This window comes from Streptomyces sp. NPDC041129, assembly GCF_055592265.1.
The window spans coordinates 1,841,352-1,853,533 of sequence record NZ_JBVIYV010000001.1; the positions used below are offsets into that span (position 1 = coordinate 1,841,352).

The 12,182-nt window shown below is 72.9% G+C and carries 9 protein-coding genes and 1 rRNA gene; 5 read left to right on the top strand and 5 right to left on the bottom strand.

Annotated elements, in window-relative coordinates; all coding sequences use genetic code 11:
- Positions 1-67: 67 nt before the first annotated feature.
- From ACZ6B1_RS08050 to mtnA, 4 genes are all read right to left on the bottom strand, one after another.
- Positions 68-1,903, bottom strand: a complete 1,836-nt coding sequence (locus tag ACZ6B1_RS08050) for an LpqB family beta-propeller domain-containing protein (protein WP_468775970.1) — start codon at positions 1,901-1,903, stop codon at positions 68-70.
- Positions 1,893-3,995 carry an MtrAB system histidine kinase MtrB gene (gene mtrB / locus ACZ6B1_RS08055; RefSeq protein WP_468775971.1) on the bottom strand — a complete coding sequence of 701 codons (2,103 nt, stop codon included), beginning with the start codon at positions 3,993-3,995 and terminating at the stop codon, positions 1,893-1,895. Before mtrB ends, ACZ6B1_RS08050 begins: the two co-directional genes overlap by 11 nt.
- Position 3,996: 1 nt before the next feature.
- A complete protein-coding gene (mtrA, locus tag ACZ6B1_RS08060; RefSeq protein WP_187279108.1) occupies positions 3,997-4,686 on the bottom strand; it encodes a two-component system response regulator MtrA in 690 nt (229 codons plus the stop codon).
- Between the two features lie 175 nt (positions 4,687-4,861).
- Positions 4,862-6,004 carry an S-methyl-5-thioribose-1-phosphate isomerase gene (gene mtnA / locus ACZ6B1_RS08065; protein WP_468775972.1) on the bottom strand — a complete coding sequence of 381 codons (1,143 nt, stop codon included), beginning with the start codon at positions 6,002-6,004 and terminating at the stop codon, positions 4,862-4,864.
- Between the two features lie 140 nt (positions 6,005-6,144).
- On the opposite strand from mtnA, the gene ACZ6B1_RS08070 reads away from it, so the two are divergent.
- Genes ACZ6B1_RS08070 through ACZ6B1_RS08090 form a run of 5 tightly spaced genes read left to right on the top strand, consistent with a single transcriptional unit; the run spans position 6,145 to position 11,812 of the window.
- Positions 6,145-7,530: a DUF7847 domain-containing protein gene (locus ACZ6B1_RS08070; RefSeq protein WP_468775973.1), complete on the top strand. Its 1,386-nt coding sequence runs from the start codon at positions 6,145-6,147 to the stop codon at positions 7,528-7,530.
- 4 nt (positions 7,531-7,534) lie between these two features.
- The gene (locus ACZ6B1_RS08075) at positions 7,535-8,320 is read left to right on the top strand and encodes a DUF4129 domain-containing protein (protein WP_468775974.1); all 786 of its coding nucleotides are present in this window, start codon (positions 7,535-7,537) and stop codon (positions 8,318-8,320) included.
- On the top strand, positions 8,317-9,513 hold the full coding sequence (locus ACZ6B1_RS08080; protein ID WP_468775975.1) for a DUF4350 domain-containing protein: 1,197 nt from the start codon (positions 8,317-8,319) through the stop codon (positions 9,511-9,513). The genes ACZ6B1_RS08075 and ACZ6B1_RS08080 overlap by 4 nt, the downstream gene beginning before the upstream one ends.
- Positions 9,513-10,502, top strand: a complete 990-nt coding sequence (locus ACZ6B1_RS08085; RefSeq protein WP_468775976.1) for an AAA family ATPase — start codon at positions 9,513-9,515, stop codon at positions 10,500-10,502. The genes ACZ6B1_RS08080 and ACZ6B1_RS08085 overlap by 1 nt, the downstream gene beginning before the upstream one ends.
- The gene (locus ACZ6B1_RS08090; protein ID WP_468775977.1) at positions 10,502-11,812 is read left to right on the top strand and encodes a DUF58 domain-containing protein; all 1,311 of its coding nucleotides are present in this window, start codon (positions 10,502-10,504) and stop codon (positions 11,810-11,812) included. The genes ACZ6B1_RS08085 and ACZ6B1_RS08090 overlap by 1 nt, the downstream gene beginning before the upstream one ends.
- 93 nt (positions 11,813-11,905) lie before the next feature.
- Here the strand turns inward: ACZ6B1_RS08090 and rrf are convergent.
- Positions 11,906-12,022: ribosomal RNA gene (rrf, locus tag ACZ6B1_RS08095) — 5S ribosomal RNA — on the bottom strand.
- Positions 12,023-12,182 lie beyond the last annotated feature (160 nt).

The following is a 12,182-nucleotide window of genomic DNA, read 5'->3' on the forward strand; positions in this document are numbered from 1 at the left end:
AAGCGGTGCCGTCCCGGACCGGCCCGGGTGGACCGCGGGCCAGGCCGGGCCGGCCGGGTAGACCGGGTCAGCCCGGGTAGACCGGTGCCGTCCCGTCCTTGTCCACCTTCTGCCACTGCGCCCCCGACGGCAGCCGCACGATCCCGTCCTCTTCCGAGTAGGCCACCAGCGGCGCCCGCTCGTCCTCGGACGCGGCGATCGCCATCACGCCGGACAGCGCGGCCGGTGCCGGACCGTCCAGGGAGGAGCCGTCGACCTGCACGTACCGCATCTGGTGCACGCCGCCCTGTTCGAGGCCGACGGCGACCAGCCGGCTGTCCCCCGCCCAGGCCATGGCGGTGATCTGCTCCAGATCGGGCGCGGCGGGACGCAGTCCGACGACCGCGGGGCTCTCACCGGCGTCCTCGTCGCGTGCGATCCGGCCGATGAGCAGCGACTGCTTGCCGTCCTTCTCCACGACCAGCGCGACCCGCGCCCCGTCGGCGGCCACCCGCACGTCCCTGATGTGTCCGGGCAGGTCGGGGACGGTGACCCGGACGGCTTTGCCGACGCCCTGCTCCACGACGTACAGCTTGGGATCGCGCGGGTCGCGGTCGGCCACCCACAGGTCGCCGCCTGCGTCCCAGCTCGGCGTGGTGAGCCGGTCGTCCGCGCCCTCCCCCTCGCTGCTGACCACCGGGTCGCCGAGCGAACCGTCCGGCTCCAGCGAGGACACGTACAGGTTCCTGCTGTCGGCGCCGATCCCGGCGACGGTGCGCTCGTCCCGCGAGACGGCCACCGACCGCAACTGCCGCTCACCGCGGCCCAGCGGGCCCGGCACCGGGACGGCGCCGGTCCCGGGGCTCCCGGTGGGCAGCCGCACCAGCCGGTGCTTGCCGTCGAGGAAGTACAGGTTGTCGGGGCGCTGTGCCGAGGCGTGCCAGGCGGCCGACTCGGCCCCCTCCTCGGTCAGGTCGCACAGCCGTTGCCCGCCGGGCCCCTGCAGCTCGACCGACTCCAGCGTCGGCGTCAGGTTCCGCAGCGTGAAGAGGAGCTGGGTCGCCATCTCCGTGCACCGGGCGGACCCGATCCGGGAGACCTTGGCGTTCAGCGGCACCGTCAGCCTGTTCTGGTCGTCCGGCACGAGGCCCGACACACCCTTCCGCAGGTCGGTACCGGTCGGGAAGCTGGACCTGACCACCGGCCCGAGCCAGGTGGTGGGACCGGCCAGCAGGGACCGGACCACCTGGGTCATCGGGTCCACCTTGCTGCGGACGAACACCGGGTCGGCGACCGCGACCGGCTGCCCGGTCGTCCTGACCGTCGTGGTGGAGGCGAAGTAGTACTTGCTGACCGACGTGTAGTTGCGCTGGAAGTCCGTCTTGCCCATGACGACGCCCTGGGGCAGCGAGTCGATGCGCCACTGCCCGCTCTTCGCGTCCTTGGCGAGGTGCACCCGGTTGCGGTAGGACCCGTCGGCGGGCGCGTAGGCCTGCCGCGCGTCGACGGTGGCGACCCGGGTGCCCGCGAGGACGTAGGTGAGGGTGTCTGCGGCCTCCCGGCCGGCCGGCTGGTGGTCGGGCACGACGCTCGGCCCGTTCGCGAGGACCGTGGCCGACTGCTCCGGCCGCCAGGTGCGCGCGGCGTCGGCCGTCAGATATTTGCGCGCGGTGTCGTACTCCGGATCGTCGCTGGTCAGCGCCTCCAGGAAGCCCTGCATGATCTCGCTGGGCTCGGCGTCCTCGGCGGGCGGCATGGCGAACACGCGCACGCCGGTGTCCTGCCGCGGTGTGGATTCGACGTCCCGCAGATCCCCGCTGTCGGGCATCGACGCGCATCCGGACAGCAGAACGGCCCCGCAGACTGCGTAGGCCACCGCGCGTCCCGGTCGGTGCCGGGCGCCCCCCTCGCGGTCATCGCCCACGAAATGCCTCCCCTGGCTCGGTCGCGTCCTCTGGTCCGGTCTGTTCCGGACGGCCCGCGTCTGTGTCGGCCGCCTGCCGCGGGCCAGGCCTGTCCTCGGGTCGCCGTGCGCCGCCGGCCGGCCGGGGCACCACGCGCGCGCCGTTGCCGGGCAGCGCGCTCGGGTCGACGGCGGGCGTCACCGTGGCGAGACGCGAGGCACGCGCGGGCAGCGGCGGTACCTGGCCGCCGCCCGGCTGCACCGGAACGGTCGCCCGCTTCTCCTCGCTCCCGCGGGACAGGCCCGCGTCGTCGAGTCCGCGGTTGCGCCGCGAGTCCTTCGGCTCCAGCGGTATCGGCGAGCCCCGCAGGGGTTCGTCCGCGGTGCGCGGCAGGGTCAGCCGGAACTGGGAGCCGCCGCCCGGCTCGCCCCAGGCCTGCAGCCAGCCGCCGTGCAGACGGGCGTCCTCCAGGGCGATCGACAGGCCCAGGCCGGTACCGCCGGTGGTACGCGCGCGTGCCGGGTCGGCCCGCCAGAAGCGGCTGAAGACCCGGGTCGCCTCACCGGGCTTGAGGCCCACGCCGAAGTCGCGCACCGCGACGGCGACAGCGCCGCCCGCGGCGGCGAGCCTGACGACGACGTCCTTGCCCTCGCCGTGCTCGACGGCGTTGACGACGAGGTTGCGCAGGACGCGCTCCACCCGCCGGGCGTCGGCCTCGGCGACGACGGGCTGCTGGTCGCCGATCACGCGGATGCGGGTGCCCTTGCGCTCGGCGAGCGGCTCGGCCCCGCCGACCACCCGGCGCACCACGTCCCGCAGGTCTATCGGCTCGGCCTCCAGCGCCGCGGCGCCCGCGTCGAAGCGGCTGATCTCCAGCAGGTCCGCGAGCAGCGACTCGAACCGGTCGAGCTGGTCGGCGAGCAGCTCGGCCGACCGGGCGGTCACCGGGTCGAAGTCCTCCCGCGCCTCGTGGATGACGTCGGCGGCCATCCGCACGGTCGTCAGCGGTGTGCGCAGCTCGTGCGAGACGTCGGAGACGAACCGCCGCTGCATCCGCGACAGGTCCTCCATCTGCTGGATCTTCACCTGCAGGTTCTGCGCCATCTTGTTGAAGGCCTCGCCCAGACGTGCGATGTCGTCCTCGCCGGTGACCTTCATCCGCTCCTGCAGCCGCCCGGCGGACAACCGCTCCGCGATCCCGGCCGCCATCCGCACCGGTGTGACCACCTGCCGCACCACCAGCCAGGCGATCGCCCCGAGGAGTACGACGACGAAGAGTCCCGCGGTCGCGAGCGTGCCCTTGACCAGGCTCAGGGACTTCTCCTCCTGCGTGAGCGGGAAGAGGTAGTACAGCTCGTAGGGGTGGCCGTTCGGGTCGTTGACCTGTTTGCCGATGACCAGCGCCGGCTGGGAGTCCTTGGCGTTGGAGTAGACGATCCGGGTATAGCTCTGGGCGGCCGTCGTACTGCTGTTGACGCGGTCGCGCAGGTCGGCGGGCACGCTGGAGGACGGGTTGACCTTGCCCGAGCCGCGCGGGCTGCGCCCGCCCCCGCTGTCGTCGCCCACGGGCAGCGTCACGACGTCGAACGCGCCGGCGCCGCCGCTGGCCAGCGACTCGACGAGGTCGCTCATCCACTGGATGACGTTCTGCGACTGCCGTCCGTCGGTGGTGTCGGTGTCGTCACCGGACACCGGGGCCGTGCCTGTGCCGGTGCCCGTGCCGCCGGCGGCCTCGTCGGCCTTCTGCTTGGCCACGGCGAAGCCTCCGGTGGCCTGGCTCTGCGACGCCTTGACCTTCGCGTCCAGCAGACCGTTGCGCACCTGCCCGATGACGACGAAGCCCAGCAGCAGGACGACGCCCAGCGACATCAGCAGGGTCGTGGCGACCACCCTGAGCTGGATGTTGCGCCGCCACAGCCGCATGACGGGCAGCAGCGGACGTCGCACCCAGCGCATGAACAGACGGAGGACCGGGCTGCCCTGGACCCCGCCCTGCAGCAGTCCGCCCTCGAAGAGGCGTCCCCAGCGCGAACCCGTCGTCTTCCGGCCGACAGGCCGCTCCGGACGGGTCCCGGACCGGCCGGGGGCCGAAGCGGCACTGTCTCCGGACATGTCAGCTCGGCCCGGCCTTGTATCCGACACCACGAACGGTCACCACGATCTCCGGCCGCTCCGGGTCCTTCTCGACCTTGGAGCGCAGCCGCTGGACATGCACATTGACGAGCCGCGTGTCCGCGGCGTGCCGGTAGCCCCACACCTGCTCCAGCAGCACCTCGCGGGTGAACACCTGCCACGGCTTGCGGGCGAGGGCGACCAGCAGATCGAACTCGAGCGGGGTCAGCGCGATCGACTGCCCGTCGCGTTTCACCGAGTGCCCGGCCACGTCGATCACCAGGTCACCGATGGTGAGCTGCTCCGGCGCCGGCTCCTCCGACCTCCGCAGCCGCGCCCGGATACGGGCCACCAGCTCCTTCGGCTTGAACGGCTTCACGATGTAGTCGTCGGCGCCCGACTCCAGGCCCACGACGACGTCCACGGTGTCGCTCTTGGCCGTGAGCATCACGATCGGCACCCCGGACTCGGCCCGGATCAGGCGGCACACCTCGATGCCGTCCCGGCCGGGCAGCATCAGGTCCAGCAGCACCAGATCGGGCTTGGACTCCCGGAAAGCGGCCAGCGCCTTGTCGCCGTCGGCTACGAAAGACGGCTCAAAACCTTCACCACGCAGCACAATACCGAGCATCTCGGCCAGTGCGGTGTCGTCGTCGACGACAAGGACTCGTCCCTTCATAAACGACATCATCCCATTCTCGTAACGACGACAGAGGTGCAGGTGAGGCAGCTCACTGGCCTGTGACGATAGTCGTACGGAGCCGTCACTGTCTGCCCCCGGCGCCGCCGGGCCTGCCGATCACGCCGCTGCCGGGCCCTCCCCCGCCTTCTGGCGCTCGGGTCCTCACCGATACTCCCCGGCGTGGTCAGCCGGGCGTCACGTGGCGTGACCGGGCGCACAGTTCCGCGAGCGCCTCGGCCGTCACGGGTGAGACCGCGCCCTCCTCGGTGACGATCGCCGTCACCAGCTCGGGCGGCGTCACGTCGAACGCCGGGTTGTACGCCTGGGTCCCCAGGGGCGCCACCGCGATGCCGCCGCCCGCTCCCGTCACCGGCATCTGAGGGGCCAGGACGTCGGTCACCTCGTAGCCGGGGCGCTGCTCGACCTCGATGGACGCCCCGTCCGGAGTGCCGGGATCCACCGTCGTCACGGGAGCCACCACGATGAAGGGCACATGGTGGTAGCGGGCGAGCACCGCGAGCGGATAGCTCCCCACCTTGTTCGCCACCGAGCCGTCGGCCGCGATCCGGTCCGCGCCGATCAGCACCGCGTCCACCTCACCCGCCGCGAACAGCGACCCGGCCGCGTTGTCGGTGAGCAGGGTGTAGGCCATACCGCGCCGCGCCGCCTCGTACGCCGTCAGGCGCGCGCCCTGCAGCAGCGGACGCGTCTCGTCCACCCACAGCCTGCGCAGCCGCCCCTCTCGGTGCGCGGCGAGGGCCACCGCGAACGCCGTCCCCTCCCCGCCGGAGACCAGTGATCCGGTGTTGCAGTGGGTCAGGACGCGGTGCCCGCCACCCGGCAGCAGCTCGTCCAGCAGCGCCAGCCCGTGGGCCGCCATCCGCCCGCTGGCCTCGGCGTCCTCCTGGTGCACGGTGCGCGCCGCGGCCAGCGCCGCCGTCGCCGCCGCGGTGGGGTCGCCGGTACTGGCGAGCGCCGCGCGATGAGCGGACGCCGCCCTGCGCACCCCGACGGAGAGGTTCACGGCGGTGGGCCGGGCGCTCTCGAGCGCCGCCGCGGCCTCCTCGACGTCGAACCCCCGCGCGGCGGCGAGTGCGACGCCGTACGCCCCGGCGATCCCGAGCAGCGGTGCGCCCCGCACGGCGAGCGAGCGGATCGCCTCCACCAGCGCCGGAGCGTCCGTGCACACGAGCTCGACCTCCTCGGCCGGCAGCCTCGTCTGGTCGAGAAGGACCAGCACGGGGCCTTCGGGCGGTTCCTCCCATCGGATCGCAGGTATCTCGGCCGGCCGCTTGTCCTCGCCGGATTGCGCGTACTGATCAGCCATGCGGTCAGTCTGCCCCGGAACCGGCGGACAATTGAAGGAGTCCAGCGCCTACCGCGGCCGGTCATCCGATGACCACCCCATGGCACGATGTCTGCCAACCTGCCGCCGCGTCCGCGGACGGGCACCGTGAAGGAGCTTCGATGACTGACACTCCGGGCTGGGCCTCGCCCGGATCCGCCCCGTCGTCCGACGGGCGGGAACCCGGCGCGTCCGGCCCCGACCGGCCCGCCGACCGCCCCGGCTCCGCCGAGCCCGCCGCGCAGCCGGGCTGGGACACGCAGGCCCAGGGCGCGAAATGGTCCGACGAGCAGCCTCCACCCGGCCAGTGGTCCGCGCCCACGGGCGCACCGAGCCCCGGCCAGGCTCCTCCGCCCCCGCCACCGCCCGGCACGGGCTGGGGCGGCGGCCCTCCCGGCGGCCCCGCAGGGGGTCCCTACGGCGGCCCTCCCGGCGGCTACGGCGGTTACGGCGCCCCCGGCGGCTACGGCGGGGGCTGGGGCGGCGGCTGGGGCGGGCCCCCGCCCGCGGCCAAGCCCGGTGTGATCCCGCTGCGCCCGCTCGGCGTCGGCGAGATCCTCGACGGCGCCGTCTCCACCATGCGCACCCACTGGCGCACGGTCCTCGGCATCTCGCTGACGGTCGCGGTGGTCACCCAGCTCGGCATGATCCTGCTGCAGGGCTTCCTGCTGAACGGCAACGAGACCACCGACGCCCTCAGCGACCCGAGCGCCTCCGGAAGCGAGATACTCCGGGCCCTCGGCACGCTCATGGCCGGCACCTCCGTCGTGGCCGTGATCTCCGTCGTCGGCTCCATCGTCGCGACCGCCCTGCTGACGACCGTCACCAGCCGTGCCGTCCTCGGCAAACCGGTCAGTACCGGCGAGGCCTGGCGGGACGCCCGCCCGCAGGTGCCCAAGCTGTTCGGCCTGCTCCTCCTGCTCGGCCTCATCTCCGTGGGCGTGGTGTTCGGCGGCGCGCTGCCCGGCATCCTCGTCCTCGTCCTCGGCGGGAACGAGGGGGCCGGTATCGCCCTGCTCGTCCTCGGCATCCTGGCCGCCGCCGTCGTCGCGATCTGGCTGACCGTCCGCTTCTCCCTCGCCTCGCCGGCGCTGATGCTGGAGCGGCAGAGCATCGTGCGGTCGATGAGCCGCTCCGCGAAGCTGGTCCGCGGCTCCTGGTGGCGCGTCCTGGGCATCCAGATGCTCGCCGGGGTCATCGCCAACATCGTCTCGTCCCTCGTCGTGATCCCCTTCGCCCTCATCGCCGGCGCCGCCGGCGGCGACGGCATGACGAGCTTCTTCACCACCGGCAGCCAGAACGCCGGCTGGACCTTCCTGGTCATCAGCGGCATCGGCTCGGTGATCGGCGCCATGCTCACGCTGCCGATCACCGCGGGCGTCACCGTGCTGCTGTACATCGACCAGCGCATCCGCCGCGAGGCCCTCGACCTCGAACTGGTCCGCGCCGCCGGTGTCCAGGGAAACGGCCCCGGCACCCCCGTCCCCGGCCCCGTACCGGGGAGCTGATGCGGTGAACCTGACGGGGGGAGTTCTCACGGCGGCCCCGACCCTGCCGGGCGCCGCCGGATCGGCCGTACGCGGCCTGCTGGGCGTCACCGCCCGCACCGGCGTCCTGGCGGCGGACGGCTCGGGCGACGAGCCGCCGGTCACCATTCCGCGTGACCCGGCGCGGGAAGCCGCGCGCCGCGAGCTGTCGAAGCGGATGTACCACGAGAACGACCCCGGCCTGATCCAGCGGGCCCTGAACGCGTTCTGGGACTGGGTCGGCCATCTGCTGGACACCGCGGCGTCCGCGACGCCGGGCGGCGCGCTCGGCCTTCTCATCGTCGTCCTGGTCGTCGTGACCGTCCTGGCCGCTCTGTGGTGGCGCCTGGGCACCCCCCGCCGCACCCCCGTCTCCACCGCGACCCTGTTCGACGACCGCCCCCGCAGCGCCGCCGAACACCGGGCGGCCGCCGAGGCCCACGCCGCCCAGGGCCACTGGAACCACGCCGTCCAGGAGCGCATGCGGGCCATCGTCCGCTCCCTGGAGGAACGGGCCCTGCTCGACGTACGCCCCGGCCGCACCGCCGACGAAGCCGCCGCCGAGGCCGGCCGCACCCTGCCCGCGCACACGGACCGGCTGCGCTCCGCCGCCCGGGAGTTCGACGACGTCACATACGGCGGGCGCCGATCCGGCGAGCAGGCGTACCAGCGCATCGCCGAACTCGACCGCGACCTGGAACGCAGCAGGCCCGACCTGGCGAGCAGCGCCACCAGCACGGCCCACAGCAGCGGCCAGGGGGCCCCCGAATGAGCACCGAGGTCTCTGTGCCGTCCACGTCGGCGTCGCCCACCGCCCGCCGGCTCTGGACCCGCTCTCGAGGCATCGCACTCGCCGTGGTGCTGGTCCTGGTCGCCGCCGTGGCGATCGCCGCCGTCCGCTCCCAGGCCCGGCACGGCGCACTCGACCCGCGCTCGACGGACCCCTACGGCAGCCGGGCCGTCGCGGAACTCCTCGCCGACCGGGGCGTCTCCACGCGCGTCGTCACCACGCTCGGCGCGGCACGCGCCGCGGCCGGTCCGGACACCACGCTCCTGGTCGCCGTACCCGACCTGATGACCCATCGGCAACAGTCCCGGCTGCACTCCGCCACCGCGGCCTCCGGTGGACGCACCGTCCTCGTCGCGGCCGGAAGCTGGTCGGTCGAACGCCTCGCGCCCGGGGTCACCGCGGACCCCGCCACCAGCATGGGCTCGACACGCGCCCCCCACTGCGCCCTTCCCGAGGCCCGCCGCGCGGGCAGCGCCGACACCGGCGGCATCCGCTACACCACCACCCACCTCGACGCCGACTCGTGCTACCCCAGCGAACGCCTCGCCACCCTGCTCCGTGTCCCGGCGGCCTCCGGCGGCGGCGACACCGTGGTGCTCGGCGCGCCCGACATCCTCTACAACAAGCGACTCGACGATCAGGGCAACGCCTCGCTCGCCCTCCAGCTCCTCGGCTCCCGTCCCCATCTGGTCTGGTACCTCCCCTCGCTCTCCGACGGCTCGAACGCCGACTCCGGCGACCAGAAGTCCTTCCTCGACCTGCTTCCGTCCGGCTGGCTCTGGGGCACCCTGCAGCTGTTCATCGCCGCGGTGGTCGCCGCCTTCTGGAGGGCACGCCGGTTCGGCCCGCTCGTGCCCGAGAAACTCCCCGTCGCGATCCGCGCCTCCGAGACCGCCGAAGGCCGCGCCCGCCTCTACCGCGCAGCCAACGCCCGCGACCGCGCGGCCGCCGCTCTCCGCTCCACCACCCGGACGCGTCTCGCCCCGCTCGTCGGCGTTCCCGCCGCCCAGGCGCACGCGCCCGAGGCCCTGCTTCCCGCCCTGTCCGCCCATCTCCACGGCGACGGGCAGAACCTGCAACCGCTCCTCTTCGGGCCGCCGCCAGGCGACGACGCGGCCCTCATCGCACTCACCGACCAACTCGACGCCCTCGAAAGAGAGGTTCGCCGTTCATGATGGACCCGACCACTGACAACGCCGGGACCACCGGGAACCCGGACGCGGCCCGAGCCTCCCTGGAAGCCCTGCGCAGCGAGATCGCCAAAGCCGTGGTCGGCCAGGACCCCGCCGTGACCGGCCTCGTCGTCGCCCTCCTCTGCCGCGGACACGTTCTCCTGGAAGGAGTCCCCGGCGTCGCCAAGACGTTGCTCGTCCGCGCACTCGCGTCCGCACTCGAACTCGACACGAAGCGAGTCCAGTTCACCCCCGACCTGATGCCGAGCGACGTCACCGGCTCCCTCGTCTACGACACGCGGACCGCCGAGTTCTCCTTCCAGCCCGGCCCGGTCTTCACGAACCTGCTGCTCGCGGACGAGATCAACCGCACCCCGCCCAAGACCCAGTCCTCCCTGCTGGAAGCCATGGAGGAACGCCAGGTGACGGTCGACGGCACACCACGCCCGCTCCCCGACCCGTTCCTCGTCGCCGCGACCCAGAACCCGGTGGAGTACGAGGGCACCTACCCCCTCCCCGAGGCCCAGCTGGACCGCTTCCTCCTCAAGCTGACCATCCCTCTGCCCTCCCGCCAGGACGAGATCGACGTCCTGACCCGCCACGCCTCCGGCTTCAACCCTCGTGACCTGCGCGCCGCCGGCGTACGCCCGGTCGCCGGCCCGGCCGACCTGGAAGCGGCGCGCGCAGCCGTCGCCAAGACGAGCATCTCCCCCGAGATCACCGCCTATGTGGTGGACATCTGCCGCGCCACCCGTGAGTCGCCGTCCCTCACCCTCGGGGTCTCCCCCCGCGGCGCGACCGCTCTACTGGCCACCTCGCGCGCCTGGGCCTGGCTGACGGGCCGCGACTACGTCATCCCCGACGACGTCAAGGCTCTCGCCCTGCCCACCCTGCGCCACCGGATCCAGCTCCGGCCCGAGGCCGAGATGGAAGGCGTGACCACCGACTCCGTCATCAACGCCATCCTCGCCCACGTCCCGGTCCCCCGCTGATGGCAGTCACCGGACGCGCCGCCCTCCTGGCGGCCCTCGGTTCGATCCCCGTCGGCATCCTGGAGCCGGGCTGGACGGGCATCCTCGCGGTCAACGGCTCCGTCGCCCTGGCCTGCGCCTGCGACTTCGCCCTCGCGGCTCCGGTACGACGGCTCGGCCTGTCCCGCTCGGGCGACACTTCCACACGCCTCGGCGAGACCGCCGACGTCACACTCACCGTCACCAATCCGACCGGCCGTCCCCTGCGCGCACACCTACGGGACGCATGGCCGCCCAGCAGCTGGCAGTCCGGCACCGAGGCCGCGGGCTCACGGCACCGCGTCACCGTCCCGGCCGGCGAACGCCGACGCGTGACGACCCGGCTGCGTCCCACCCGGCGCGGCGACCGCCAGGCCGACCGTGTCACGATCCGCTCCTACGGCCCCCTGGGCCTCTTCTCCCGCCAGGGCACGCACAAGGTGCCGTGGACGGTGCGAGTTCTGCCCCCGTTCACCAGCCGCAAGCACCTGCCGTCCAAACTCGCCCGGCTGCGCGAGCTCGACGGCCGCACGAGCGTGCTGACCCGCGGCGAGGGCACCGAGTTCGACAGCCTGCGGGAGTACGTCCCCGGTGACGACACCCGCTCGATCGACTGGCGTGCCACCGCCCGGCAGTCCGCAGTCGCGGTGCGCACCTGGCGGCCCGAGCGCGACCGTCACATCCTTCTGGTCCTCGACACCGGCCGCACGTCGGCCGGCCGGGTGGGTGACGCACCGCGCCTGGACGCCTCGATGGACGCGGCCCTGCTTCTGGCGGCACTCGCCTCCCGGGCCGGTGACCGCGTCGAACTACTGGCCTACGACCGGCGGGTCCGCGCCCGGGTCCAGGGCCGTGCGGCCGGCGATGTCCTGCCGTCCCTGGTCAACGCGCTGGCCACGCTGGAACCGGAACTCGTGGAGACGGACGCGCGCGGGCTGACTGCGACCGCTCTGCGTACGGCTCCGCGCCGCTCTCTGATCGTGCTGCTCACGACGCTCGACGCCGCTCCCGTAGAGCAGGGCCTGCTGCCCGTGCTGCCCCAGCTCACCCAGCGCCACACGGTCCTGGTGGCCTCGGTCGCCGATCCTCACATCGCGCGAATGGCGCAGGCACGAGGGAACACGGAGGCCGTGTACGAGGCCGCTGCCGGTGCGCAGGCACAGACCGAACGGCAGCGCACGGCCGAGCAGCTGCGCCGCCACGGCGTGACGGTCGTGGACGAGACGCCCGACGATCTGGCTCCCGCACTGGCGGACGCCTACCTTGCTCTGAAGGCGGCCGGCCGACTCTGAGCCACAGGCGTTCTCGGTCCCCTCGGGGACCGGATAATGCCCTGAACGCAGAAAACCCCCGCATCTTTCGATGCGGGGGTTTTCCCAAAGATTGTTCGGCGGCGTCCTACTCTCCCACAGGGTCCCCCCTGCAGTACCATCGGCGCTGTGAGGCTTAGCTTCCGGGTTCGGAATGTAACCGGGCGTTTCCCTCACGCTATGACCACCGAAACACTATGAAACTGACAACCGGACCACGCTGTGGCAACGTGGGGCTGTTCGTGGTTTCAGAACCAACACAGTGGACGCGAGCAACTGAGGACAAGCCCTCGGCCTATTAGTACCGGTCACCTCCACCAGTTACCTGGCTTCCAGATCCGGCCTATCAACC

Excerpts from the sequence above, each read along its gene's own strand:
- mtrB (WP_468775971.1), bottom strand. The coding sequence starts at position 3,995 with ATGTCCGGAGACAGTGCCGCTTCGGCCCCCGGCCGGTCCGGGACCCGT.
- mtrA (WP_187279108.1), bottom strand. The coding sequence starts at position 4,686 with ATGATGTCGTTTATGAAGGGACGAGTCCTTGTCGTCGACGACGACACC.
- mtnA (WP_468775972.1), bottom strand. The coding sequence starts at position 6,004 with ATGGCTGATCAGTACGCGCAATCCGGCGAGGACAAGCGGCCGGCCGAG.
- ACZ6B1_RS08070 (WP_468775973.1), top strand. The coding sequence starts at position 6,145 with ATGACTGACACTCCGGGCTGGGCCTCGCCCGGATCCGCCCCGTCGTCC.
- ACZ6B1_RS08080 (WP_468775975.1), top strand. The coding sequence starts at position 8,317 with ATGAGCACCGAGGTCTCTGTGCCGTCCACGTCGGCGTCGCCCACCGCC.
- ACZ6B1_RS08085 (WP_468775976.1), top strand. The coding sequence starts at position 9,513 with ATGGACCCGACCACTGACAACGCCGGGACCACCGGGAACCCGGACGCG.
- ACZ6B1_RS08090 (WP_468775977.1), top strand. The coding sequence starts at position 10,502 with ATGGCAGTCACCGGACGCGCCGCCCTCCTGGCGGCCCTCGGTTCGATC.